This window comes from Hymenobacter convexus (genome assembly GCF_030580955.1).
Classification (GTDB): domain Bacteria; phylum Bacteroidota; class Bacteroidia; order Cytophagales; family Hymenobacteraceae; genus Hymenobacter.
In genome coordinates, this window is record NZ_JAUQON010000002.1 from 145,330 (window position 1) to 170,091 (window position 24,762).

Genomic DNA, 24,762 nt, shown 5'->3' on the forward strand with positions numbered 1-24,762 from the left:
CGGGGTTGGGTTCGTACTTTTGGGTAATTCCCTTAAACTGATAACGTCATGGGCCTGCCAGCTTTCAAACTTCCCGAGAAATCCGGCTACGTTTCGGCTGACGACTATCTCGCAATCGAGCTCGACGCCGAAACCCGCCATGAGTACGCCAATGGCCGCGTGTGGGCGATGGCCGGCGCCGAAATGGCCCATAACGATATCAACTACAACCTCAACCAAGTCATTGGCCCGCAGCAGCGAAAAAATGGCTGTAAAGCCAATATGAGTGACCTTTGGGTACAAACAAAGAACCGTTCCGGCTACCTCTACCCCGATACGGTAGTGGTTTGCGGCACTCCTATGCTTTCTGATGAAGTGAAGCCCCGGTCTTTGACTAATCCAGTGCTAGTGGTGGAAGTAACATCCGCCTCAACGGCCGAGCGAGACCATTACGAAAAGTTTACGCTTTACCGGCGCATCGACAGCCTGCGCCAGTATCTCATGCTCAGCTCTGAGGAGGTGCACGCCGAAATCTATACCCTGGACGAGTTGGGCCGCTGGATATTCACCGAAACCCGCGACCTGAGCGCTGTGCTGGACCTGAGCAGCATCGGCTGCCAAGTGCCGCTGGCGGAGGTGTATGCGGGGGTGGAGCTGGAGAGGGCCTGATTTAGTCACGTAACGCTTCAGCGTAGTCCTGTAGCATGAATATCACAGCAAGTGCTGCCGTTCCTAAGCAGAACAAGACACCTAATCCCGCCAGGATACCGTCGCCGGTCCGAGCATGAGCGTGGCGAAACGCCCTGTACAACGCCCATAAATTGAGAAATAATCCGACCGCATAAACAAAAGCTGCCACCGCTCCTTGATGGCGAGTGTGAAGGGGCAACCAGCGGTTTGAAGCGGTAAGAGCAGTTGCAATTACCAGTATCAACTGCCAGACCAAGCTCCCCAGAATGGTGCCGCCAAAACCCTTCAGGAACAGCCCACGCTCCTTAGCTGGAGCTATTGCCGGCTTTTCCATGACGCCTACAGCTTCACGCACACGTTCTGCGCTTCGGTGAAAAACCGCAGGGCTTCCAGGCCGCCTTCGCGGCCCACGCCGGAGTTTTTCATGCCGCCGAAGGGCGTGCGCAAGTCGCGGTGCAGCCAGGTGTTCACCCACACAATGCCGGAGTGCAACTGGTGCGCCACGCGGTGGGCGCGCTGCAGGTCGCGCGTCCAGAGGGTAGCCGAGAGGCCGTAATCCGTGCTGTTGGCCATCATCAGGGCTTCCTCCTCGGTGTCGAAGGGCGTGAGGGTGACAACGGGACCGAAGATTTCTTCCTGATTGGTGCGGCAGTCGAAGGGCAGGTTCTCGAAGACGGTGGGCTCCAGGAAGTAGCCGTCGGCGCAGCGGCCGGGCACGGTGGCGCGGTGGCCGCCGGCCAGCAGCGTGCCGCCTTCGTCGTGCGCCAGCTGAATGTAGGCCAGCACTTTATGCAAATGCGCTTCGCTCACCAGCGCGCCCTGCTTGGTATCGGCCTCAAGCGGGTCGCCGATTTTTTGCAGCTCCAGTTGCTTCAGAAACTCGGTTTTGAAAGTCTCGTAGATGGACCGCTCCACGAAGATGCGGGAGCCGCAGAGGCAAATCTGGCCCTGGTTGGCGAAGCTGCTGCGGATGCTGGTGGCCACGGCGGCGGCCAGGTCGCAGTCGGCAAAGACGATGTTCGGGTTCTTGCCGCCCAGCTCCAGGCTCAGCTTTTTGAACAGGGGCGCGGCCGTGCGGGCCAGGTGCCGCCCGGTGGCCGTGCCGCCCGTGAAGCTGATGGCCTTGATGCCCGGATGCTCCACAATGGCCTGCCCGCAGTTTGGCCCGTTGCCGTGGATGATGTTGAGCACGCCGGCCGGCAAGCCCGCTTCGATGCACAGCTCACTCAATAGAAAGGCCGTGGCGGGCGTGATTTCCGAGGGCTTGGCCACCACGCAACAGCCCACGGCCAAGGCCGGCGCAATTTTCCAGGTGAAGAGGTAGAGCGGCAGGTTCCAGGGCGAGATGCAGCCCACCACGCCCACGGGGTGGCGCACGGTGTAGTTCACGGCCACGCCTTCCTGCACGTGGGCCTCGGTGGCGAAATGCTGGGCGGCAGTGCCGAAAAAGTGGAAATTGGATGCCGCGCGCGGGATGTCCATCACCCGGGCCAGGCTGAGGGGCTTGCCGTTGTCCTGGCTCTCGGCGTGGGCCAGGCGCTCCAGATTGGCGTCGATGAGGTCGGCAATTTTGACGAGCAGGCGGCCCCGGTCCTCGGCCGGAAGGGCGCGCCAGGCGGGCAGGGCGGCTTCGGCGGCGGCCACGGCGGCGGCCACGTCTTCGGGGCCGGAGTCGGGAATCTGGCCGTAGACCTGGCCGGTGGCGGGCTCCACGTTGGCAAGGTAGCGGCCGGCCTGGGGCGGCACCAGCTGGCCGTTGAGGTAATTCTGGATGCGCAGCATAAAGCGGGGAGCGAGTGGGTTGGGCAAAGCTAACGCCGCTCGCACATTAGCCCCGCGCCCTACTTCGCGGGCGGCGAATACGGCGGCAGGTTCGTGTCCGAAATAAGGTAGAGCGGGCGCTGGCGCACGTTGGCCGAGAGCCGGGCGATGTACTCGCCGATGATGCCCACCGAAATGAGCTGCACGCCGCCCAGAAACAGGATGCTCACCATCAGCGACGCCCAGCCCGGCTGGTAATCATGCGTAATGAAGCGCGAATAGAGCGTGTACAACCCCACAAAAAAGGCAATGCCCGACACCAGAAACCCGCTGATGGTGGCGGCTTTGAGCGGCACGTCGGAGAAGGCGGTGATGCCATCCAGGGCCAGGCGCAGCATTTTGCGGTAGGTGTAGCCGGTTTCGCCGCCGGCCCGCTCGGCGCGGTCGTACTCGATGAACGTCTGGCGGTAGCCAATCCAGGAAATCTGGCCTCGGATGAACTTGTTCTGCTCCGGCATGAGGCGCAGGCCCTCCACCACTTTGCGCGAAATGATGCGGAAGTCGCCGGTATCGACCGGAATGGAAATGTGGGTGATGCTGGCCAGCAGGCGGTAGAACAGCCGGGCGGTGAGCTTCTTGGCGGCGCTGTCGCCCTGGCGCGAGCGGCGCTTGGCGTACACCACTTCGTAGCCTTCGCGCATCCTGGCGCGCAGCTCCGGGATTAGCTCGGGTGGGTCCTGCAGGTCGGCGTCGATGATGACGACGGCGGCACCCGCGGCCCGGTCGAGGCCGGCCGTGACGGCAATCTGGTGGCCGAAATTGCGGCTCAGGTCGATGTAGCGCACCCGCTCGTCGCGGGTGGCCAAGTTGAGGAGCAGGGGCAGCGACTGGTCGCGCGAGCCATCGTTGACAAAAATCAGCTCGAAGCCGCCGGGCAGAGCCATGGGTTCCAGCACGCTCAGCAAGCGCTGGTATAGCTCGTCGATGTTGCTTTCCTCGTTGTAGATGGGGATGACGACGGACAGTTCCACGCGGGGTTGGGGCGAATCCGGTTGGGAAAATCTAGCTTCGGGAGCGGAGGCCAGCGGGCCAAAAGTACGGCATGCCGGCTTGGCGACGGACGGCCCATTGGCCCAGCGCCGGGCGGCACGTCTTTTCCGGTGCCTGGCCGCGTACGTATCAGTCCGCAGGGCTTTTTTCGCTTGCGGCCGGGCCCTACCCGGCACTTATTTTCAACGTTGCTCCGCTAATTACGCTTCCACATGACCGGCAAACGATGTTTATGGCCGATGCTGGGCTGCCTAAGCTGGTTTGCAGGACTTGCGCAGGCGCAAACTGCGGCGGGGCCCTGCCCGCCGGTGGCCGGCCTCGTGCCTAGCCTCGACAGCAGCAGCGCAGCGCCGGTAGAGCGGTATCTGGCCCGAGCCGTGGCCATGAACGGCCTGTGCGAGGAGCTGATGCCCGCACCCTTCGCCTGGAACCAAGCCAACGACAAAACCCCGTGCTACACCGGCGGCCCGCCCAACGACCCGGCCAGCTACAACGACAGCCTGACCTGCCGGGGCCTGTGCAACTACCCCTACTGCCCGGCCAATTTCGCGGCCGATGTGTCCCTGCTGGTGCGCCTCAAGGCCAGCTTCGTGCAGTTTGCGGCCAGCGCCTGGAATTCGCCCGAACGCTTTCTTCCGGGCTCGGAGTACTTGCAGGCCGCTGCCCAAACCGTGCGCCGCATCAACGAGGAGTATGACTGCGCCGGGCTGGCCCGCCCCTTCATTCAGGCCAGCGTGCTCGAAAACGCGGACCCCGGCCCGGTGTGCGGCGCGCCCGGCACGCCCTGCGCGGCGTGGATGCAGCCGGGCCCGCCGGGCACCAACTCCGGCGTGAACCGGGTGCTCATTCCGCCCGAAGTCATTGCCGAATTCGCGGCCGAAATGCAGGCCGATTCTGTCCGGACTTACTACCTGGACGAGGCCGGCCAACCACGCAGCGGCCTGAAATTCCGCTTTTCTCGCCTCACGTATCTGTTCGATAACACCAGCTACACGCCCGACCTGACCAAGCTGGAAGGCCGCATGTGGCTTTTTTACCAGGCCAAAACCTACCTCGACCTGGGCTACACCTCGCTCCACATGGGCCAGCCCAAGGTGTGGGGCAAGCTGTATCCGGTGATGGGCGAGGCCCGCGCCCAGGCCCTGCATCAGGTGGCCGTACTCATCGGCCGCATTCGCCGCTACGCCCGCACCACGCCCGGCCACGCCAACGCGGCCCTGGTGCTCACCGCCGAGCCCATGAGCGAAGTTGACAACAACGGCCAGCACACCGTGAAGCTGATTGATGGCACCACGGCGGCCGGGCGCGACCGGTACATTTTCGATTTCGCTATGGCCACGATGCGCGCCCGCGAAACCAGCCCCGCGCTCGACGACCGGGCCAACACTAACGCGGGCACCTCCTACCAGTGCCCCGTCGTGGCCCCCGCGGCGCTGAACACGCCCGCCTGTGCCGGCCAGTTCATGGCCACCATCGACCCCTGCCACGGCTTCAATTTCCTGCCCGATGGCGGCGGCGCCACGGCCCTGGGGCAGGCCTACGCCAGCCAGCTGCCCTACGTGGTGTACTTCGACCACGGCAACACCATCTTGCGGAAAGCCAACGGCGATTTGGCCCCCACCGGCCAGCTTTCGCCCGGCAATATGGGCACCTGGAACTGGGACGACTCGGGCTGGTTCAGCGCCGCCCTGAGCGATGCCTGCCAGGCTGACTGGCTGCGCTTTCAGTTTGCCAACGTCCGGTCGTTCAGTGCGGCGCAGCTTGGCTTTCTGGCGGCGCCCGGCCGGCTTATTAATAGCTTGCGGGTGGGCCTCGACTTAGGCCCGGGCCTCCCCGACCGCCCCGAAGCGGCCGTGCCCGACTACCGGCTGGCCGCCCATCCGGCCGTGGCGGCGGCCGTGGCCGCGGCCTGGGAACCCACCGTGCCCCGCGTGACGCTGCGCGCCACCCCGGGCGCGGGCCTGTCGCTCGGGCAATGCGCGCTCAGCACGTTTCTGCACCGCACCTTCCGCCAGCTGCCCGCCTGGCGCGGGGCCGTGGCCAATCCGGATGTTACTTCGATATACAGCTGGCGCATCACCGGTCCGCGGGGGCCAGAGCCGGCGGTAATGGGCCCCGTCCTCACGTTTTTCCCAACGGAGCCCGGCGAGTACACCGTCACCTTGCAGCAGGACAATATGGGGCTGCCCGTGGCCACGCACGGCATCTATTCCTATCGAGTGCCGGGCGTCGGCGCCGTAGCGGAAGTGTGCCTGACCCGGAACGAGCGACGGGCCGCCCGCCGGGCGGCTCAAGCGCCGTAGGGTATATAATCCCTATCCAAACCCGCGGCTAGTCAACCCTATTTTGCTTAGACCGGCAATAAAATAAGAGCCCCAGCGGGACAACACTCGTTCAACAAGTGTTGCCCCGCTGGGGCTCTTATTTTATTGCCGGCCAGTTGGGTTACTTGCCGAGCAGATAGGTGTTTTTAACCAGTTGCCGGCCGCTGGGGGTGGGCACGTAGTAATACACATCGGTGTCGACAGGCCGGACGAGCAGGTCGTCGGCCAGCAGGTCGCGGCTGTCGTAGAGCACTTCGAGGCGCGTGGCATCGGCCGGCCGGTTGAAGGGCAGCACCACGCGCAGCCAGGGGCCGTCGAGTTCGGTGGCCACCCGGCCGTCGGCCCCCTTGTGCTCTAGCTGGCGGCCATCGGCCGAGAACAGGTTGATTTGCAGGTTGCCGTTGCCGTACTGGTTCTTGATGTTCACCCACACCGACACTTCGTAGCGGCCGGTGTCGGCGGGCAGGGGCAGCGGGCCGTCGTAGAGCTTCGAGAACTGCTCGGGCTCGGCGTAGAAGGCGCCGCCCGTGCCCAGGTGGCTGCGGTGGTCGGGCTCCTTGTCGTAGCCCTGCACCAGCACGCCGCGGCCGGTGGTGGTGTACCAGCCGCCGGGCTGCTGGGGCAGCGTGGGCAGCAGCGTGGCGGCCTTGGCGCGCTCGGCGGCAATATCGGTGCGGGCCAGGTCGGCTACGGCCAGCTCGTAGAGCGTGAAGTCGGTGAAGGGCACGTTGAGCGGGTGGGCCAGTTTGATGATGCGCTCCTCGGCCGGGCTCAGGCCGCCGCCGTTAGCCACCATCAGCAGAATGGGCTTGCGCGAGGGAAAGTCGTCGAGCAGCGGCTTGGGCAGCATGGGGCTGCTGAGCAGCTGCACGTGCCGTATCATGTGCTCGACCGACGGGCGCGACACGTAGGTGGCCAGCAGCGGCAGGCCCGTGGCAACGGCTAGATGCTCAGCATTGTAGAAGGAGTTGGGCGTGCCGCTCAAATCCACTTTATCGCTGCCAATGTTGAAGTAGGGCAGCGGCAGAATGGCCTGGAAGTCGCTCACTTGGTGGTTGGCCCAGCCCAGTTGCTGCGCAATGGTGTGGTCGGGGTCCATGAAGTCCTTGGCAATGGGGAAACGGCTGATTTCGTCGCCCTTCACGTAGAAGTTCACCCACGCCTCGCCCGCCCAAATGATGAGCAGCAGCGGCAGCCACGGCAGCGCCATCCCGCGCACGCCGTGCAGCCGGTGGTAGCGCCACCAGCGGTAGATGTAGTAGGCGGCGTAGGTGCCGGCCACGTAGTAGAACGGCCACGCAAAGCGTCCCAGCGCCCGAAACTGCTTGATGGGCCCCGAATGGTCTTTAAACCACACAAACCATTGCCACTTAAGCGGGTAGCCGAAGGCGTACATTAGCAGCAGGAAGCCCGCCCACAGGCCTGCCGCCAGCGGCGCGGGCATGGTGGGCCGCACCAGCCGCATCCATTGCCGGCTGCGCAAGGCCCGGTACAGGCCAAGTATTGCCCCGCCCACCAGCACGCCCCCGGCCACGAGGCCCAGGTAGTTTTCGCCTTCGAGCCCGGGCAGGTCGGTGGGAGCAATGGCCAGCCACACTTCGCGCGCCGGAGCGTAGAAAGGCACGAAAATGCCGGTCCAGGACGAGGTGTAGACCAGCAGGCCGAAGGGGTTCGGCGGGCGGTCGGTGGCGGGGTCGGTCAGCCAGAGCCACGCCCGGTACACCAGCAGCGGCAGCAGCGCCGCCACCACCATGCGCCAGAGCAGGGGCTTGGGATGCTTGCGCTGCCAGCTGAGCACGATGACGTGGCTGAGCAAAAAGAAGCTGGCCGCCGCCGTGAAATACGGCATGATGCCCGCCACAAACAGGCTCATGCCCACAAACCAGGCATACCAGCGCCATTCCAGGGGCTCCTCCTGCATCCGAATGATGTAGTACCAGAGCAGCGGCAGGAAAAACGCGTAGCTCAAGGACGTGTGCCCGCCCAGGCGCAGCAGCTGCGGCGTGAGAAACACGATGAGCACCGCCGTCAGGGCCGCATACAGCACCGGCAGCCGGAACCGCCGCAGCACGGCATACATCACCAGGGGCGAAATACCGAAGGCCAGCAGCGCCAGAAAATTGGTGATGCCAATGGTGCGGTGGCCCGCGTGCACACCGTGGCGCTCCAGAAAGCTGATGACCCAGGCAATGAGCGGCTGCATGTTGGGGTAGTTCACGTGCTCGCCGTAGGGGTAGTTCATGCCCGTGAAGCGCACGCCCTGGTCATACAAGCCGTAGAAGGCCGTGGCGAAATAGCTCTGCACCCCGTCGCCGCCGTTGGCCAGCAGGTAGGTGTCGGGATGGAAGAGCGGGCCGCTCATTTTCAGCGTCATCAGCCCAAACGTGACCAAGGCCACCACCACGTAGCCCCACGCGTGAGGATGCCGCCGGAAACTACCGGTTGAAAGAAAAGAAGTGCGCATACGCGGCAAAAGTACGGCGCCGGGCCGCTCCAATGGGAGGCAAAGCCATGGATGCCATTATCTTTGTCGGCATTAACCGCCTTTTTTCTAATTCATGCCCCGTTATTTTACCCTCGCTGCGGCCTTGCTCGCGCTTTCGCTGAGCGGCTGCTCTGACAAATCACAATCCGACGCCGAGGCCGGCCTGCTGACCTCGAACGATTTTGAGCACCTCAACGGCTGGAGCGACTCGCCCAGCATGGCCACCCTCACCACCGAAAAGGCCCACTCCGGCCAATACAGCGTGGTGGTGAAGCCCGGCGCCGACTACGGCCTCGGCTACGGCAACCTGCTCAGCAAGCTGTCGGCTTCGCGGCCCAACAAAATCACGGTTTCGGCGTGGGTATTCCTGCCCAGCAACCAGGCCCCGGCCGTGCTGGTGACCCAGATTACCGAGCCCGCCACCAACAAGGTGTACCTCTGGGACGGCATGCAGCTGGTGAAAGAAGTGAAAAAATTCAACGTGTGGCAGAAGGTGGAGAAGACCATCACCGTGCCCGCCGAAGCCACGGCCACCAGCCGCATCCAGATTTACCCCTGGCGCGGCGACAGCACCCAGCCCGTGTACCTCGACGACGTAGAAGTGAAGCTGGCCAAGTAACTAGCTTCTGCTTCCCAAAACAAAAAAGGCTGGGGGCCTGCTTAGCAGCAGGCCCCCAGCCTTTTTTTAGGCGCCAAGCGGCCGGTCTATTTCACCTCCACCGGCACCCGCAGGCGCACGGGCCACACGCGGCCAGCCTTGCTGCGCAGGCCCAGTTCCAGCTCGTAGCGGCCGGGCGCGCTGGGGCAGTTGATGGGCAGCGTTTGCGACCAGGGGTGGTACACGTCGACTTCAAGCGGCACGTCTACTTCCTCGCTCTCGTTGCCCGCCACCGGCCAGTCGCCGGTGTAGCGAAACCGCGCGTAGAGGAAGGTGGTGTGCGGCCCCTGGGTGCCCGAGTGCAGCGGCTGCATGGCGGCCGGCACCTCAATGCGCACGTCGGCCGTTTCGGCGTGGCCGTGGCGCAGGCGGGGCAGCGGCGAGTTCAGCGACAGGCGCACGCCCTGGTGGGCGGCCACGTAGCCGGCCAGCGCGGTGGTGTCGGCCACGGGCGGGTCGGTGTTCAGCAGCCGATAGGGCTTGTCGAGGGGCAGGCGGAAGTAGGCGCCAGGCAGGTCGAAGCTGGGGATGTTTTCGAACGGCCCCAGAAAACGGCCCGGCTGCTGTCCGTCGCGGATGCGGGTGGGCAAATCGGTGGTAATGAACACCGTCTGGGCCGAGTCGGGACTGGGCACGGAGCTGAGGAACAGGCTTTCGCAGGGCGAGGCCCAGTACGACCAGCCGGCCCGCTGGCGGTAGGGGTCCACGTTGGGTTCGTGCACGAGCAGGCGGTGCTCCGGAAAGGCCTTGGCGTAATGCATCACGTGCTTCAGCCACTGATTATAAGCCGTGTAGGGCTCGTGGGTGCGCCACACCACCAGCAGGCGGCCCACCAGCACCAGGGCCAGCACCGAGGCGGCCACCCAGGGCCCGCGCCGCCCAAACGCCCGCTCCAGTGCCGGCAGCAGCTCCATCACCAGGGGCACGGCAATGAAAATGCCGAGGGGCAGAAACTGATTTTCGCGGTAAGTAGCCTCCGTGTAGCCGGGGCGCGACACGATGACCACAAACGTGTAGCCCATCACAAAAACCCACACCAGCAACAGCCGCGCCACTCCCCACCACGACTTTTTCCACAAAAAATATACCGTGCAGACGGCCAGCAACACCGGCAGCGCAATGAAGTTGTTGGCGCACAGGTGCCAGAAGTTGGGCCAGCTTTCCAGCGACATGTAGTTGGGGTAGTACTGCGCCAGGTTGGCCCCAAACGTCATCTGGTGCGCCTCGTAGTTGTCGGGCGGAATGGTGGCCGAGCGGTATTCGTACACGGCCAGGCCAAAGGCCAGCACGCCGTAGTAGAGCCAGTCGCGCAGGCGGCGGTTCAGCAGCCAGTCGTAGGCCCACAAAAACACAAACGGCACCACCACCAGCGGGTGGCAGAAAATGAATGCCGGCACCAACGCCAGCAGCGCCAGCGTGCCAAGGGAGGCCCGCACCGGCGCCTGCTTGGAAATGCCGGCATAAAAAAGCAGCAGCAGCGCCAGCCCCTGCGGCAGCTCCGACTGCGCCCAGTAGAACGTGCGCGAGGCAATAAGTACAAATAGCAGCGGCACCAGCAAGGCCGCATACTCGTTCTTGAACCAGTAGGCGCTTATCAGGTAAACGCTTAAGTAAAAGAGAATAAACACCAGCGAGTAGGTGCGCATCACGGCCTCCAGCGACCAGCCGGCCCGGATGGACAGCAGCGTGGGGTACTGCGTGATGGCGGCCGCAAAGCGCCGGTTCTGAATGAACAGCTCGTTGTTTTGGAAGTACCGGAACAGGTGGTAGGCCAGGTCGTAGTACGCGGTGCGCTCCTGGTAGAAATGCCAGGCCATGGCCAGCAGCACCAGCATGGTGAGAAGCCCGAGGCGGGCAGGCCACCGGGTAGTGTATTGTTTAGAAAGGAGCATAAGCGGGGGTGAATGCGACTGCTTGGCGGCCTGACACGCAGGCGTTTTGGGGGGCGAGGCCCACCAATGGCTGCCGCAAAAGTAAGCAGATGGCCCGCCTGGCCGCATAGCCGCGCCAACTGCCTGCCCGGAAAGCGCGCGGACATGCAGCGGCGGGCGTACTTTTGGGAGCCCTTGGTCTGGGCCGTTGCGCCGGCGGCGGCTCCCCCGGCTGCAGGCACCGTGCTCACGCTCCGCTTGTTTTCCCCAATCCGCTCATTCAATGCGCTTTTTTATTGCGGCTGCCCTGGGCAGCGCGGCCCTGCTCACGGCCTGTCATTCCGCTTCCGATTCGGCCCCCGCGGCGGCCGACCCGGCGGTACTCATCCGCAACGATTTTGAGGGCAGCGCGGGCTGGGGCGAGGGCGGCAACACCTCCATCACCTCGGCCAAAGCCCACGACGGCCGCTGGAGCATGCACGTGGCCCCGGAGCTGCCATTCGGCTACACGTTTGCGCTGCCGCTGGGCGAAATCAGCCCCCAGCCCATCCAGAAAATGATGCTGCACGCCTGGGCGCTGCGGCCCGAGGCCGGCAGCACGGCCCAGCTGGTGGTGCAGGTCGAAAACAGCAAAACCGATGAGGGCAAGGTGTTCTATGCCAAGCTGCCCCTCGATGAAGAAGTGCCCACCGTGGGCGAATGGAAGGAATTCAGCGTGCCCCTCACGCTGCCCACTTCGGCCAAGGGCACTAATGTGCTGAAGCTATATCTGTGGAACGGCGCCGCCACGGCCCCCACCTACCTCGACGGCCTCACGCTGCGCAAGGCCGATTAAATGAATCCCGGCTGCCCCTCTGCCATGACTGACCTTCGCTCTCCTGCCGGCCCCACGCCGCGGGCGCCCTACTCGCTGCTGGCCATCCTTGTGCTTTTCCTGCTGATGCTGCAGGCCCGGCTGTGGGCGCCGTATTTCGACACGCACTCCACGCAGGGCATCCTCACCTGGGACGCCATGGGGTACTACATCTACCTGCCGGCGCACTTTATCTACCACGACCTCGGGCACATGAAGTTTGCGCAGGACATCATGCGTGACTACCAGCCCAGCAGCTCGTTCTACCAGGCGTTTCAGGTGCCGGGCGGGCCCGAGGGCGCGCTCGTAGCCAAGTACACCTGCGGCCTGGCCGTACTCTGGACGCCGTTCTTTTTTCTGGGCCACTGGGCCGCTGGCTGGCTCGATTATCCGCAGGACGGCTTTTCGGCGCCTTACCAAATTGCCATTGCCTTCGGGGGCATGCTGTTTGCGCTGCTGGGCCTGGGGCTGCTGCGGCGCGTGCTGCTGCGCTACTTTTCCGATGTGGTGACCACCCTGGTGCTGGTGCTGTTGATACTGGGTTCCAACTACTTCCAGTACTCGGTGTTCGACGCCGCCATGGCGCACAACTACCTCTTCACCGGGTATGCGCTGCTGCTCTGGCTCACGGTGCGGTGGCACGAGCGGCCCACGCGCGCGGGCGCTTTTTTCATTGGCCTCACGCTGGGCCTGCTGGTGCTCATCCGGCCCTCCGAAGCCGTGGCAGCCGTGGTGCCGGTGCTGTGGGGCGTGGGCTCGTGGGCGGCGCTGCGCGCGAAGCTGGCGCTGGTGCGCACGCGCTGGCCCGACGTGGCGCTGCTGGTGCTGGGCGGCGTGCTGGGCGTGCTGCCACAGCCGCTGTACTGGCACTGGGCCACCGGCCACTTTCTGTTTTACAGCTACGGCGACCAGCATTTCAGCTTTCTCAAGCCCCACCTGTGGGAGGTGCTGTTCAGCTTCCGTAAAGGCTGGCTGATATATTCGCCGCTGCTGCTCATGCCCTTGGCGGGCTTTGTGGCGCTGTGGCGCACCCACCGCGGGCTGGCCGTGCCGGCGCTGGCGTTCTTCGTGCTGAACCTGTGGGTGGTGTCGGCCTGGGACATCTGGTGGTACGGCGGCAGCATTGGGCAGCGGGCCTTGGTGCAGAGCTACGCCGTGCTGGCCCTGCCCTGGGCCGCGGCCCTGGCGTGGCTGGTGCAGCCGCAGCGCCGCGGCACAGCAGTGGCGGTAGCCGTGGCGGTGGTGGCCGTGCTGCTCATCAGCCTGAACCTGTTTCAGCACTGGCAGTACATGCAGTCCATCATCAACCCCGATGAGATGAACCGGCGCTACTATTTCGCCATCTTCAATAAAACCAAGCCCACGCAGGCCGACTACGCCCTGCTCGATGTGAAAACCCATCTGCCCCGCGCCGAGCGTTACTACACGCCCAAGGTGCTGGCCAAGCTGGATTTTGAAAACCTGCCCTCCGACGCTGCTTCCGCCATCACGGCCGACCGGGGCTACTACAGCAAGCAGTCGTTTCACGCCGATGCCGCCCACGCCTTCAGCCCGGAGCTGAAGCTTACGCTGGGCGATTTCAGCCTGAACCCCGGCCACTACATCCGCGCCTCGTGCCGGGTCTATTCCGATTACGGCGCCTGGGGCAACCGCCTGGTGATGACTGTGGAACGCAACGGCAAAACCCTGACCTGGGACGCCATTCGGCTCCAGAACAACCTGAGCGTGGCCCGCGGCTGGGGCCAAGTGTACTTCGATGCGCCCCTGCCCGCCAACGCGCTGCCCAGCGACGTGCTGCGGATTTATGTGCTCAGCGACAACGCTTCGAGCTGCTACATCGACGACATCCAAGCCGAGTGGATGAAGCCCAAGATGACCCACTAAGCCTCGGCGCTCACAACTAGGTGCGGCTATTCGGCCCGGGGCCGCCGGGCAGGCCTTGGCGCCGCCCGCCCGGGTTGTATTTTTACCTTTCCACTTTACCCTCGCATTACATGATTCATTTGAACCGTGCCTTCTGGGCCGCCTGCGTGCTGGCCCTGGGCGGCTGCCAATCGGCCACTGCCCCCGATGCCACCGCCAATGCCAAGCAGCTCATGCACAACGATTTTGAAGCCAGCGTGGGGTGGGGCGGCATTGCCGAAGGCTCCCTCACCGACAAGAAGGCCCACGGCGGCCACTGGTCGGTACAGGCCGGCCCGGACGCCACCTACGGCTTCACGTTTGAGCGGGTGCTGGGGCGCCTGGCCGACCCCGTGCCGCACAAGCTGCGCCTGCAGGGCTGGGCCCTGCGCGCCAACCCCGGCAGCACGGCCCGCCTGGTGGTGCAGGTGAATGCCAGCCCGACCGACACGGCCAAGGTATTCTACGGCTCGCTGCCGATGGCCGAGGCGGTGCGGGAGTTTGATAAGTGGACGGCCGTGTCGTACTCCTTCAGCCTGCCGGCCAAGGCGGCGGCCGGCAACGATATCAAAATTTACCTGTGGCGCGACCAGGCCACCGCCCCCACCTACCTCGACGATGTTGAGCTCCTCCGTGAAGAATAGCACCGACCAGTCCTTGGTCGAGCAGCCCCGGGCTACGGCGGCCCCGGGCCGGTCGCGGCCGTGGAGCTGGCTGGCGGTGGCGCTGGTGGCGCTCGTTCTGCTCCAGCAGTTTGCGAGCGTGGAAAACTGGCGCGAGAAACGCGTCACGAAGTACGACGTGTTCGGCTACTATCTCTACCTGCCAGCCACGTTCATTTACCACGACCTGGCCGGCCTGTCCTTCGTGCCGGCCGTCATCGACCAGTACCAACTCACCAATCGCGGCAACCCGGCGCACCCGCTGGGCAACTTCGAGGTGTCGCGCGCGCGCACCGAGCCCGACCGCTACGTGGTGAAGTACACCATGGGGCTGGCGATTTTGTATGCACCTTTTTTCGCGGTGGCGCACTTCTACGCCACGCATTCCAGCGCTTATTCGCCCGATGGCTACTCGCCGCCTTATCAGGTAGCGGCCTATCTGGCCGGCCTGGCCTACGCGCTGCTGGGGCTGCTGCTGCTGCGGCGCTTCCTACGCTACTACTTCTCCGAGGGCCTGACGGCGCTGCTGCTGCTGGTGGCCTATTGCGGCACCAACTACCTGTGCTACGCGGTGTCGCGGGGGCTGTATTCGCACAACTTTTTGTTTGTGCTGCACGCGGGTACGCTGCTGCTCACGCATAAGTGGCTGCAGCGGCCGCGGCGGCGCTACGCGCTGGGCCTAGGCATCACCATTGGGTTGGCTATTCTCATTCGGCCCACCGAAATCATCATTGCGCTGGTGCCACTGCTGCTGGGCGTGGCTTCGGGGGCGGACCTGCACGGCCGGTTGGCGCTGCTGTGGCAGCATCGCGGGCAGGTGGTGCTGGCGGGCCTCGTGGTGGGGCTGATTTGGCTGCCACAGCTGATGTACTGGCACCACATGTCGGGCCACTGGTTCTACGACTCGTACCCGGGCGAAACCTTCAATTTCCGCCACCCACGCCTCAAATCCGGCCTTTACAGCTTCAACAACGGCTGGCTGACCTACACGCCGGTGATGCTGCTGGCCATTGCGGGCATTGCGGTGCTGTGGTGGCGGCGGCGCGACTTGTTCTGGCTTTCGGCCAGCTACCTGGCGCTGCACGTCTGGATTGCCTTTAGCTGGTGGTGCTGGTGGTACATGGACAGCTTCGGCTCGCGGGCCATGGTGCAAACCTACCCCCTGCTGTGCCTGCCCCTGGGCTACTTCCTGCTGGAGCTGCTGAAGCGCGGCCGGGTGGCGGCCATCGCTACGGTGGCGGTGCTGGCCGGCTTTATCGCCCTCAATATGTTTCAGTTCTGGCAGTTGCAGAACGGCATCTTCGTGTCGGAATACATGACGCAGCGCTATTACCTGGGTATTCTGGGCAAAACGCAGCTGACCAAGGACATCCTTGCCAAGTTCGACACCAACGAGCCCGACCCGCCGGCCGCCGCCCCGGCCCGGTCCGTTTTTGTCGATAATTTCAGCCAGGGCACCGGGCCGGGCTACACCGCCGAGCAGGCGCCGGCCGGGGCCGCCCCCGTGTTCCGCGTCGATGGGCAGGTGCAGTACAGCCCGGCTTTCCGGGCCACGCTGGGCAGCCTGCCCGCCCAGCCGGGCGAGTGGGTGCAGGCCAGCATCAAAGCCTTTTTCCCGGATAAGGAGTACAACATCAACCAGATGCCCGGCCTGGTCATCGAGTGGAAGCGCGGCGACCAGCAACTGAAGTGGCAGTCGGTGCGCATCACCAACAAGGTGGGCCCGCCCAGCACCGTGTACGGTGGCACGGCTGGCGTGTGGGATACCGTGGGGTTCGCCTCGCAAATCCCCGACGATGCGCAGCCCGGCGACCAGCTTGCCGTGTACGTCCGCAACGACCAGTCGACCAAAGCGCTCTACCTCGACGACATGAGCGTGCGCATCCTGGGCGCGGGCACTAAGTAAGCGCGGGTTGCAGAGCACATTAAAGGCCCGGCGGAACGGTTCCGCCGGGCCTTTTTTTGCCTTGTAATTTCTGGTTAAGCTAACGGGCCTACTGGCCCAGCAGTCCGTATTTCAGGATGCAATAAATGGCGCGGAAGCCGTCGCGCCAGCCAATTTTCTTACCCTCGGCGTAGGTGCGGCCATAGTAGCTAATGCCCACTTCGTAGATGCGGGCGTCTTTCACGCGGGCCACTTTGGCGGTTACTTCGGGCTCGAAGCCGAAGCGGTTTTCTTCCAATTTGAGGCTTTGGATGATGTCGCGCCGGAACATCTTGTAGCACGTTTCCATGTCCGTCAGGTTCAGGTCGGTGCACATGTTGGAGAGGAAGGTGAGCCAGGCGTTGCCGATGCTGTGCCAGAAAAACAGTACCCGGTGCGGGTTGCCGCCCATGAAGCGCGAGCCGAACACCACGTCGGCAAACCCTTTCAACACCGGCTTAATGAGCAAGTTATATTCCTCGGGGTCGTATTCCAGGTCGGCGTCCTGAATGATGACGTAGTCGCCGGTGGCCTCGCGGATGCCGGTGTGCAGCGCCGCCCCTTTGCCTTTGTTCACGTCGTGCTCCAGCAGGCGCAGGCCCATATCGGGGTAGCGCGCGGCGTAGGCCCGGATGGTTTCGACCGAAGCATCAGTCGAGCAGTCGTTGACGAGGATGATTTCCTTGCCGATGTTATTCACCAGCTTCAGCTCGCGCAGCAAATCCAGAATCTGGTGAATGGTGCGGGCCTCGTTGTAAACGGGGATGACGATGGAAAGCGTGTCGAATTTTACCACAAGAATAAAGCTGGGCGAGGCGAAGGGAATAGCAAAGGTAAACGCTGACGCTTCGCTTAATGAAGAATGAAAAATGAGGAATGAAGAATTATCCCAACGGCCATTCTTCATTCTCCGTTAAGCCGCAGGCGCCTACAGGCTGCCCGTGCGGCCGCCGTCCACGGGCACGCTGGTGCCGTTGATGTAGCCGGCGGCCGGCGAAGCTAGGAAAGCCACGGCGGCGGCCACTTCCTCGGCTTGGCCAAAGCGGCGGGCCGGGATGGTTTTCAGCATGTCGGCCTCAATGGCATCGGCGGACTGGCCGGTTTGGGCGGCTTTTTTCTCCACCAGCGAGTGGTGGCGCTGGGTGAGCGTAGCACCGGGCAGCACGTTGTTCACGGTGATGCCTTGTGGGCCAAGCTCGTTGGCCAGGGTTTTGGCCCAGCTGGCCACGGCTCCGCGAATGGTGTTGCTCACGCCCAGGCCCGCCAGCGGAATCTTCACCGACGTGCTGATGATGTTGATAATACGCCCGTAGCCGGCCGCCTTCATGCCCGGCACCAACGCCTGCGCCAGCAGGTGGTTGCAGATAACGTGCTGATTGAAAGCCACCCGCAGCGCATCAACCGAGGCATCGAGCAGCGGCCCGCCGGCAGGGCCGCCGGTGTTGTTCACCAGAATCTGGAAACCTGCGGGGTGCTGGGCCAGGGAAGCCTGCACCACCTCGGCCACATGGCTGGGGTCGTCGAAATCGGCTACCAGGTAGTCGTGCGCCTGGCCGGCGGGCGTGGGTAGGGCGGCGGCTACTTCGCGCAGCCGGTCTTCGTTGCGGGCCAGCAGCGTGATGACGCAGCCGGCTTCGGCCAGCGCCTCGGCCACGGCGCGGCCGATGCCCTGGGTGCTGCCGCCCACCAAGGCGCGGCGGTTTTCGAGTGAGAAGTTCATGTCAGTGGGTAAGTGAAAAAGGATACCGGCGAGAAGCACAAAACTAGACCGTCATGCTGAGCGCAGCCGAAGCATCTCTATTGCAATACTAAAATTGATTAGTTGCACGGTAGAGATGCTTCGGCTGCGCTCAGCATGACGTTCTTATATGAGATATGAGAACAGAATTATTTACCGGAATTCCCCGGCGGCGTGAGCAGCACGTAGCCGTCCACGAGTTGCTCGCGGTAGCCGTAGGGCAGCAACAATTGGCGCAGGAAAAGGTGGGCCGGCTGGTCACGGAAATCGGGGTTGATGACAAAGGCGGCGGGGTCGAACTGGCGCAGGAAGGCCTGCACCTGCGGGGCCGTGGGCGGCGCGGGCTGGATGGTGTCGGGCTTCATCTGGCGCAGGAGCAGGGCGCCCAGCACGGGGTCGTTTTGCAGGGCGGCGAAGACTTCCGGCGGCACCCGGGCCATGAAGCCGACGGGCACCTTTTTGTGGTGCACGGTCTGGTAGAAGAGGTGCTCCGACAGCATGTGGCCCACCTGCCGGTAGCCGCTCGATACGCCTATTGGCACCGGAATCATGGTTTTGCCGGGTAGCTTAGCCACTTCATGGAACACGCGCGGCACGGCGGCGGCCGAGGTGCGCTCGTAGGGCTTCGGCCAGTACTCAAACAGCACCAAACCCACCAGCAGCAGGCTGAGCGCCGTGCGCGCCGGGGCTTGCAGGCGCTGCGTCCAGGCAGCTTCAAGGGCGCTGAAGGTGAGGATGGGCAGGAACAGACCCACCATCATAATCCAGCGGGTGGGGCAGCGGATATTGTTGAAAAACGGGATGAAATGCAGAAAGGCCGTGGGCAGGTGCAGCCGGTCGTGGCCGTAGAGGCGGGTGGCGGGCAGCGTGAGCAGCACGAAGAACAGCAGCACCCAGGCCAGCGGGCGGCCCTGCTCGTCTTGGGCCACGGCCGAGAGCGGCCGGCGGTGCGCCCGGCGCAGCAGCCACAGCCCAATGGCCAGCAGTGGCAGCGCGTAGCCCATGAAGAGCGTGTTTTCCAGGGAGCCGGGCATGGTGAACACCTCGGGGTTATTGTAGAGCCGGGCGGCCCAGTCCCAGTACACAAACCGGCTGGTGGGCGGCGGCATGATGAAATCAACGAAGTCGCCGCCCCACCAGAAGCCGCCGTTGTCTTCTACGCCCCAGCGGCGCAAGAGCCGGATAAGAATGTGGCTCACCACCAGAATGCCGCCCAGCCAGGCCCAAGTGCGCCACTCGCGCCACCGGATGCGGCCCAGCCCAAACCAATACCACGCCGCGTAGGCCAGTGAGAAATACAGTAGCCCGAACAGCACGTAGTAGTCGCTCAGCAAGGTGATGAAGCCCAGCGCCGCGCACCAAGCCACCGCCGCCCAGCTGCGCACCCGCGGCAAAAACTGCTTCTCCCGAAACTCGAACGCATTCAGAAAAGCCAGCACGTAGAAGGGCACCGTGGCCGTGAGCACGAGGTTGTAGTGCTCGGCCAGGCGCTGCAGCTTGTAGGGCGAATAGGCGAAGATGAAGCCGGCCAGCAGGGCCAGCAGCGGGCTGCGGAGCCAGCGGCGGGCCAGCAGGTAGGCCCCGGCGCCGGAGAGGGCGTAGCTCAGCAGCAGGCCGATGTTGAGGGCCAGCGGGTCGCTGCTGGTCAGCAGACTGATAAGGCCAATAATGGGCGTGTAGGTGTGCAGGATGAGCCACGCGCCGGTGGGGTAGAAAAGCCAGTCGGTGTGGAAAACGGGCTGGCCAGTTTGCACGGCTTGGCGGAAGTGCCAGGTGTTCCAGGGGTACATGTAGGAATCGTGCCCGGGCACCACCAGAAACTCCGACGTAAAATGCGCCGCCAGCGGCCAGGTGAAAACGAGGAACAGCAAGCCGTAGAAGGCCGTCAGCAACGCTAGTCGCAGCCAGTTTTTCATAGAGGGGGACGCGGGCTTTCGGAACGGCGCCGGGGGCAAAAGTAGCGCATGCGGTCAGGCAGATTCTGCGCGATGGTCCGAAACGTCATGCTGAGCGCAGCCGAAGCATCTCTACCGCGCAACTAATCAATTTTAGTATTGCAATAGAGATGCTTCGGCTGCGCTCAGCATGACGTTCCTTAATTATGGTCATTGTGCTGCTAGGAGACCCTGCTTCAACACGCAAAAACAGAAGCCCCGCCGTAGCTTAGCATCCCAACCACCCGCTTCTTCGCCATGATAACGCGCCCCTTCAACTTCCAAAAGTGGATTGACGAACACCGCCATTTGCTGAAGCCCCCAGTAGGCAACCAGCAGGTATTCAAAGACAACAAGGACTTCATCGTGATGGTGGTGGGCGGCCCCAACGCCCGCAAAGACTACCACGTGGACGCCGGTGAGGAGCTGTTTTGGCAGATTGAGGGCACGATGACCGTCAAAATCATCGAAGACGGCCAACCCGTCGACATCACCATCGGGCCCGGCGAGATGTTTCTGCTGCCGCCCAACGTGCCGCACTCGCCGCGCCGGCCGGCCGGCACTGTTGGCCTGGTGCTGGAGCGCTACCGCGAAGGCGGTGAGCTGGACGGCTTCCAGTGGTACTGCGAAAACTGCGGCCACAAGCTTTACGAGGAGTTTGCCGAGATTACCGACATCGTGGCCCAGCTGCCGCCCATCATGAACGCCTTTTGGCAAGACGACGCCAAGCGCACCTGCTCGAACTGCGGCACCTACATGGAAGCGCCCGCGCCGCCCGTGCCCGCTGCCGAATAGGCGCCTGCCTGGCCCGGTCCGGCTCAGGTGCCGGGCCGGGCGGGCGGGTTCAGGAGTTCGCGGTAGGCCGGCCAGTCCCAGTCGCCCTTGCCATAAAAGCAGCGGTAGAAATGGTCGGTCAGGCGCAGGTTGTAGGCCACCAGTGCCAGGCACAGCGCGCCCACTAGCCAGCGCCGCCGGACCAGCACGTTCTCGGCCAGGGCGGCCAGGGGCCAGGCCAGCACCGGATACAACTCCACGAAGCCGCGGCCGCCGTAGCTGCATCCCAGCGCGTAGGCCCACCACGCGGCGTAGAGGTAGGACGCCACGGCCCACACCCCGGCTGCCAGCCCGCTCCACCACCACGAGCGGCCCCGGCCCAGCAGCCACAGCCCCGGACCCAACACCAACAGCAGCAGCGGGTTGTAGAGAAACGCGCCGTTGTTGGGCGCGAAACACACCTCGGCCAGCCGGGGCGCCAGCGCGTACGGGAAGCCTTCCTGGCCGTAGCTATACACCCAATAGCTGCCGTGGGCGTAGTGATAGTACAGCATTTGCGGGAGCCAGCACACGGCCACCACCCCGGCCACCGTGCCGATGGTGCGCCAATACAGCAGCCCGCGCAGGCGGGCGGCTAAGTCATCGGTGGGCTGGGCCGGCCACAGCAGCAGCGGCGCGGCCAGCACTAGGTTGAAGGGCCGCAGAATGGCGATGAGCCCCAGCGCGGCCGCCACCGCCAGCACCTCGCGGCCCCGGCCGGCCGCCAGCTGGCTCCACTCGGCCACGTGCGCCCGCCCCAGCAGCCAGAGCAGCAGCGCAAACGCAAAGAAGGAGTAGACGTGCGACATGCCGGTTTCGACGACGCCGTAGTAGAACAGGTTGGTGCCCAGCACCAGCAGGGCCAGCGTAAGGCCCACCACCGGGCGGGCAAAACGGCGGCGCAGGGTGGCGGCCAGCAGCAGAAGCCCCGCCACCAGGTAGCTCACCCCGGCCACATCAATGCTCTTGCGCACGGCGGTCGAAAACCCGCTTTTGTCGGCGTTCAGGGCCTGGGCCACGGCCCAGAACGGCGCCTGTAGCAGCGCCACGCCGTAGGGATACTTGGTTTCAACTACGTTGGTGGCGCGGTTCAGGGTGAAGCCGCTGCCCAGCGCTTTATCGACGCCCGCGGGAAAGCGCCGGGCTTCGAACCCGTAGCAGAAAGTAGCCGGCAGGTACACCAGGTAGCCGCCTTTATCGCCCGAAATCTCGTTGAGAAAATTGTTCAGCTCGGTGTTCCGGTGCCGGTCCAGGCTTTGGGTTATAGCCAGCCAGTACACCAGTCCCCAGGCCAAAAGGCGCAGATAGCGCATAAGGAGCATCATTGATTGGGGCGAAAGTACGCCCCCGGCCGGGCCGCGGCGGCTGCCCTCGTAATTTGGGAGCCGCGGGCAGCGGCGGGGCGGCCCGGCACTGCCGGCCTGCGGCAGCGGCCCCGCAGCGTTGTAGCTTCGCGTTTGCAACCTGGCGGTTTCGGCCCTGATTTATTGTTTTCTCATTTCTCCGCCCTAGTGCCCACACGCTCCTTCTACATCTGGCTGCTCACGGCGGCGCTGGCCACGCTGGCCCTGTTTCAGGACCGGCCCTGGAAGTCGCTGGAAGTGTTTGACTGGGACGAAGGCGGCTATTACACCTACCTGCCCTCGGCCTTCATCTACCACGACCTGGCCCGGGCCGACTCGTTGGAAATCCTGGCCAACAAGCTCGGCCCGCCGCGGGGGCGCGGCATCGGCCTGCACCACCTGCCCGATGGCAAAGTGGTTTCGAAATACCCGTTGGGCGTGGCCCTGGGCGAGTTGCCGTGGTTTGCGGGGGCGCACGCCTACGCCCACCTGCACGGCGACCAGCCCGACGGTTTCTCACGCCCCTACCAGATGAGCATCATGCTGGCCGGGCTGGTGTATGGCCTGCTGGGCCTCTGGCTGGTGCGCAAGCTGCTGCTGCGCTTTTTCGATGACGGCGTCACGGCCTGGGCACTGGCCGGCATCGGGCTGGGCACCAACTACTTCAACTACATCTGCTACGACGCGGCCATGTCGCACGCGGCCCTGTTTATGTGGCAGGCGGCTATGCTCTACTGCACCGTGCGCTGGTACGAAACCTTCCGCTGGCGCTGGGCGCTGGGCGTGGGCTTGTTTCTGGGCATGGCCACGTTATGCCGCTTCACCGAAATCCTGTACGTCATTGTTCCGCTGCTGTGGGGCGTCACCTCGTGGGCCGGGTTGCGGCAGCGGCCCGCGTTGCTGCTGGCGCACTGGCGGCAGTGGACCGGCGCGGCGCTGGTGGGCGCGGCTTTGCTGAGCTTGCAATTTCTGTTCTGGCGCGCCGCGTCCGGGCATTGGGTAGTTGATAGCTACGGCGACGAATACTTTGATTTTCGGCACCCGAATGTGCTCTACGGCCTGTTCAGCTACCGCAAGGGCTGGCTGCTCTACACGCCGCTGGCGGCGCTGATGCTGCTGGGCCTCATCGCCGCCTGGCGCCAGCTGCCGGCCGTGGTGGTGCCCGCGCTGGCACTGCTGCCCGTGCTGCTCTACGTCACCTTCAGCTGGTATGCCTGGTGGTATGGCGGCGGTTTCAGCGCCCGGCCGCTGGTGAGCTTGTACCCGCTGCTGGCCCTACCCTTCGCGGCCCTGCTGCTGGCGGCGCGGCAAAGCAACTGGCAGCCCGCGCTGCGGCTAGCCATTGTGCTCTGCATTGGGCTGAATTTGTGGCAAACCTGGCAGTATGCGGCGGGCATTCTGCTTTATGACAAGAACACCAAGGAATTATACTTCCGCAATTTTTTCCATACCTCGCTCTGATGTCGTCGAAACGCTCGTTGCTTGCGTGGCTGCTGGTGGCAGCCATGGCGCTGTGGGTGAACAAGCGCGACCGGGTGTGGCGGGCCCTGGAAGTATTTGAATGGGACGCGGGCGGCTACTACACCTACCTGCCGTCGGCCTTCATCTACCACGACATTGGCCGGGCCGATTCGCTGGAGCGGCTGGGCGACAAATACGGTCCGCCCAAGGCCCGCGGCATCGGCATCATGACCCTGCCTAATGGTCGCGTCATCTCAAAGTATCCGCTGGGTGTGGCGCTGGGCGAATTGCCGTTTTTCACGGCTGCGCATGCGTTTACCAAGCTCGTGCCCCGCTACCGGTCCGACGGCTTTTCCAAGCCCTACCAGGAAGCCATGCTACTGGCCGGCCTGACGTATGGTCTGCTGGGGCTGTGGGTGGTGCGTAGGCTGCTGCTGCGCTTTTTCGACGATGGCGTCACGGCCTGGGCTATGGTTGGCATTGGGCTGGGCACCAACTACTTCAACTACATCACCAACGATGCGGCCATGTCGCACGCCGCGCTGTTTATGTGGCAGGCCCTGCTGCTCTACTGTACCGTGCGCTGGTACGAAACCTTCCGCTGGCGCTGGGCGCTGGGCATGGGGCTTTTCCTGGGAATGGCGGTGCTGTGCCGCTTTACGGAGGCGCTGTACGTCATTGTTCCGCTGCTGTGGGGCGTCACCTCGTGGGAAGCGGTGCGGCAACGGCCCGCGCTGCTGCTGGCGCATTGGCGGCCGCTGGGGCTGGCCGGGGCCGCGGGCGCGGCGGTACTGAGCCTGCAACTGCTGTTCTGGCACGCCGTGTCGGGCCATTGGGTGGTGGACAGCTACAGCGTAGAACATTTCTATTTCTCGCAGCCGCACGTGCTGTATGGATTGTTCAGCTACCGCAAGGGCTGGCTGCTCTACACGCCGCTGGCGGCGCTGATGCTGCTGGGCCTCATCGCCGCCTGGCGCCGGCTGCCGGCCGTGGTGGTGCCCGCGCTGGTGCTGCTGCCCGTGCTGCTCTACGTCACTTTCAGCTGGGAGGCGTGGTGGTACGGCGGCGGTTTCAGCGCCCGGCCGCTGGTGAGCTTGTACCCGCTGCTGGCCCTGCCCTTTGCCGCGCTGCTGGCCACCGCCCGGCGCTGGCCAGCGCCCGGCCGCGCCGCGCTGCACGCGGCCGTGGTGCTGTGCATCGTGCTCAACCTGTGGCAAACCTGGCAGTACGCCACCGGCCACTTGCTTTACGACAAGAACACAAAGGAGCTGTATTTCAGCAAGTTTTTTGAGTCGCCCTACCCCTTTTAAGTTT

General features: G+C 64.2%; 19 protein-coding genes. 10 read left to right on the forward strand and 9 right to left on the reverse strand.

All coding sequences use genetic code 11. From position 1 onward, the window contains the following. Positions 1–48: 48 nt before the first annotated feature. Positions 49–648 (forward strand): Uma2 family endonuclease, encoded by a 600-nt coding sequence (locus Q4S41_RS04115; RefSeq protein WP_305029840.1) that lies wholly within the window; start codon positions 49–51, stop codon positions 646–648. Between the two features lies 1 nt (position 649). On the opposite strand, the gene Q4S41_RS04120 is transcribed toward Q4S41_RS04115, so the two are convergent. From Q4S41_RS04120 to Q4S41_RS04130, 3 genes are read right to left on the reverse strand one after another with little or no spacing between them, the layout of a single operon-like run. Next, positions 650–1,003, reverse strand: a complete 354-nt coding sequence (locus tag Q4S41_RS04120; protein WP_305029841.1) for a hypothetical protein — start codon at positions 1,001–1,003, stop codon at positions 650–652. Between the two features lie 5 nt (positions 1,004–1,008). Beyond that, positions 1,009–2,451 (reverse strand): aldehyde dehydrogenase, encoded by a 1,443-nt coding sequence (locus tag Q4S41_RS04125; protein WP_305029842.1) that lies wholly within the window; start codon positions 2,449–2,451, stop codon positions 1,009–1,011. A 59-nt stretch (positions 2,452–2,510) separates the two neighbouring features. Next, a complete protein-coding gene (locus Q4S41_RS04130) occupies positions 2,511–3,461 on the reverse strand; it encodes a glycosyltransferase family 2 protein (RefSeq protein ID WP_305029843.1) in 951 nt (316 codons plus the stop codon). 231 nt (positions 3,462–3,692) lie between these two features. On the opposite strand from Q4S41_RS04130, the gene Q4S41_RS04135 reads away from it, so the two are divergent. Further along, entirely contained in the window at positions 3,693–5,783 is a 2,091-nt protein-coding gene (locus Q4S41_RS04135; protein WP_305029844.1) for a hypothetical protein, read from the forward strand. 142 nt (positions 5,784–5,925) lie between these two features. Here the strand turns inward: Q4S41_RS04135 and Q4S41_RS04140 are convergent, their stop codons facing one another. Further along, positions 5,926–8,268, reverse strand: coding sequence for a hypothetical protein (locus Q4S41_RS04140; RefSeq protein ID WP_305029845.1), 2,343 nt, complete (start codon positions 8,266–8,268; stop codon positions 5,926–5,928). A 94-nt stretch (positions 8,269–8,362) separates the two neighbouring features. Between Q4S41_RS04140 and Q4S41_RS04145 the strand changes: the two genes are divergently transcribed. Beyond that, a complete protein-coding gene (locus Q4S41_RS04145; RefSeq protein WP_305029846.1) occupies positions 8,363–8,908 on the forward strand; it encodes a carbohydrate binding domain-containing protein in 546 nt (181 codons plus the stop codon). Between the two features lie 86 nt (positions 8,909–8,994). On the opposite strand, the gene Q4S41_RS04150 is transcribed toward Q4S41_RS04145, so the two are convergent. Beyond that, complete coding sequence (locus Q4S41_RS04150; protein WP_305029847.1) at positions 8,995–10,839, reverse strand: hypothetical protein; 1,845 nt, start codon at positions 10,837–10,839, stop codon at positions 8,995–8,997. 262 nt (positions 10,840–11,101) lie between these two features. On the opposite strand from Q4S41_RS04150, the gene Q4S41_RS04155 reads away from it, so the two are divergent. The 4 genes from Q4S41_RS04155 to Q4S41_RS04170 all read left to right on the forward strand — a co-directional run bounded on the left by Q4S41_RS04155 (position 11,102) and on the right by Q4S41_RS04170 (position 16,141). Continuing rightward, positions 11,102–11,653: a hypothetical protein gene (locus tag Q4S41_RS04155; RefSeq protein ID WP_305029848.1), complete on the forward strand. Its 552-nt coding sequence runs from the start codon at positions 11,102–11,104 to the stop codon at positions 11,651–11,653. Between the two features lie 24 nt (positions 11,654–11,677). Continuing rightward, a complete protein-coding gene (locus tag Q4S41_RS04160) occupies positions 11,678–13,555 on the forward strand; it encodes a hypothetical protein (RefSeq protein ID WP_305029849.1) in 1,878 nt (625 codons plus the stop codon). Positions 13,556–13,665: 110 nt separating this feature from the next. Further along, the gene (locus tag Q4S41_RS04165) at positions 13,666–14,217 is read left to right on the forward strand and encodes a hypothetical protein (RefSeq protein ID WP_305029850.1); all 552 of its coding nucleotides are present in this window, start codon (positions 13,666–13,668) and stop codon (positions 14,215–14,217) included. Then, positions 14,192–16,141 carry a hypothetical protein gene (locus tag Q4S41_RS04170; RefSeq protein WP_305029851.1) on the forward strand — a complete coding sequence of 650 codons (1,950 nt, stop codon included), beginning with the start codon at positions 14,192–14,194 and terminating at the stop codon, positions 16,139–16,141. Before Q4S41_RS04165 ends, Q4S41_RS04170 begins: the two co-directional genes overlap by 26 nt. 88 nt (positions 16,142–16,229) lie before the next feature. Here the strand turns inward: Q4S41_RS04170 and Q4S41_RS04175 are convergent, their stop codons facing one another. The 3 genes from Q4S41_RS04175 to Q4S41_RS04185 form a co-directional block, all read right to left on the reverse strand. Beyond that, positions 16,230–16,955 (reverse strand): glycosyltransferase family 2 protein, encoded by a 726-nt coding sequence (locus Q4S41_RS04175; RefSeq protein ID WP_305029852.1) that lies wholly within the window; start codon positions 16,953–16,955, stop codon positions 16,230–16,232. 132 nt (positions 16,956–17,087) lie between these two features. Beyond that, positions 17,088–17,879: an SDR family oxidoreductase gene (locus tag Q4S41_RS04180; RefSeq protein WP_305029853.1), complete on the reverse strand. Its 792-nt coding sequence runs from the start codon at positions 17,877–17,879 to the stop codon at positions 17,088–17,090. 167 nt (positions 17,880–18,046) lie between these two features. Next, the gene (locus tag Q4S41_RS04185) at positions 18,047–19,813 is read right to left on the reverse strand and encodes a hypothetical protein (protein WP_305029854.1); all 1,767 of its coding nucleotides are present in this window, start codon (positions 19,811–19,813) and stop codon (positions 18,047–18,049) included. 276 nt (positions 19,814–20,089) lie between these two features. On the opposite strand from Q4S41_RS04185, the gene Q4S41_RS04190 reads away from it, so the two are divergent. Further along, positions 20,090–20,626 carry a 3-hydroxyanthranilate 3,4-dioxygenase gene (locus tag Q4S41_RS04190; protein ID WP_305029855.1) on the forward strand — a complete coding sequence of 179 codons (537 nt, stop codon included), beginning with the start codon at positions 20,090–20,092 and terminating at the stop codon, positions 20,624–20,626. A gap of 23 nt (positions 20,627–20,649) precedes the next feature. Here Q4S41_RS04190 and Q4S41_RS04195 read toward each other — a convergent pair whose 3' ends face one another. Further along, positions 20,650–21,969, reverse strand: coding sequence for a hypothetical protein (locus Q4S41_RS04195; protein WP_305029856.1), 1,320 nt, complete (start codon positions 21,967–21,969; stop codon positions 20,650–20,652). A gap of 186 nt (positions 21,970–22,155) precedes the next feature. On the opposite strand from Q4S41_RS04195, the gene Q4S41_RS04200 reads away from it, so the two are divergent. Further along, positions 22,156–23,448 carry an ArnT family glycosyltransferase gene (locus tag Q4S41_RS04200; protein ID WP_305029857.1) on the forward strand — a complete coding sequence of 431 codons (1,293 nt, stop codon included), beginning with the start codon at positions 22,156–22,158 and terminating at the stop codon, positions 23,446–23,448. Next, entirely contained in the window at positions 23,448–24,758 is a 1,311-nt protein-coding gene (locus Q4S41_RS04205; RefSeq protein ID WP_305029858.1) for a hypothetical protein, read from the forward strand. The genes Q4S41_RS04200 and Q4S41_RS04205 overlap by 1 nt, the downstream gene beginning before the upstream one ends. The last annotated feature ends 4 nt before the right edge of the window (positions 24,759–24,762 follow it).

Bases quoted from the DNA above. Each gene is read 5' to 3' on its own strand.
- Q4S41_RS04145 (WP_305029846.1), top strand. From the start codon at position 8,363: ATGCCCCGTTATTTTACCCTCGCTGCGGCCTTGCTCGCGCTTTCGCTG.
- Q4S41_RS04205 (WP_305029858.1), top strand. From the start codon at position 23,448: ATGTCGTCGAAACGCTCGTTGCTTGCGTGGCTGCTGGTGGCAGCCATG.
- Q4S41_RS04170 (WP_305029851.1), top strand. From the start codon at position 14,192: ATGTTGAGCTCCTCCGTGAAGAATAGCACCGACCAGTCCTTGGTCGAG.
- Q4S41_RS04160 (WP_305029849.1), top strand. From the start codon at position 11,678: ATGACTGACCTTCGCTCTCCTGCCGGCCCCACGCCGCGGGCGCCCTAC.
- Q4S41_RS04120 (WP_305029841.1), bottom strand. From the start codon at position 1,003: ATGGAAAAGCCGGCAATAGCTCCAGCTAAGGAGCGTGGGCTGTTCCTG.
- Q4S41_RS04185 (WP_305029854.1), bottom strand. From the start codon at position 19,813: ATGAAAAACTGGCTGCGACTAGCGTTGCTGACGGCCTTCTACGGCTTG.
- Q4S41_RS04140 (WP_305029845.1), bottom strand. From the start codon at position 8,268: ATGCGCACTTCTTTTCTTTCAACCGGTAGTTTCCGGCGGCATCCTCAC.
- Q4S41_RS04115 (WP_305029840.1), top strand. From the start codon at position 49: ATGGGCCTGCCAGCTTTCAAACTTCCCGAGAAATCCGGCTACGTTTCG.
- Q4S41_RS04165 (WP_305029850.1), top strand. From the start codon at position 13,666: ATGATTCATTTGAACCGTGCCTTCTGGGCCGCCTGCGTGCTGGCCCTG.
- Q4S41_RS04135 (WP_305029844.1), top strand. From the start codon at position 3,693: ATGACCGGCAAACGATGTTTATGGCCGATGCTGGGCTGCCTAAGCTGG.
- Q4S41_RS04195 (WP_305029856.1), bottom strand. From the start codon at position 21,969: ATGATGCTCCTTATGCGCTATCTGCGCCTTTTGGCCTGGGGACTGGTG.
- Q4S41_RS04155 (WP_305029848.1), top strand. From the start codon at position 11,102: ATGCGCTTTTTTATTGCGGCTGCCCTGGGCAGCGCGGCCCTGCTCACG.
- Q4S41_RS04125 (WP_305029842.1), bottom strand. From the start codon at position 2,451: ATGCTGCGCATCCAGAATTACCTCAACGGCCAGCTGGTGCCGCCCCAG.
- Q4S41_RS04190 (WP_305029855.1), top strand. From the start codon at position 20,090: ATGATAACGCGCCCCTTCAACTTCCAAAAGTGGATTGACGAACACCGC.
- Q4S41_RS04180 (WP_305029853.1), bottom strand. From the start codon at position 17,879: ATGAACTTCTCACTCGAAAACCGCCGCGCCTTGGTGGGCGGCAGCACC.
- Q4S41_RS04150 (WP_305029847.1), bottom strand. From the start codon at position 10,839: ATGCTCCTTTCTAAACAATACACTACCCGGTGGCCTGCCCGCCTCGGG.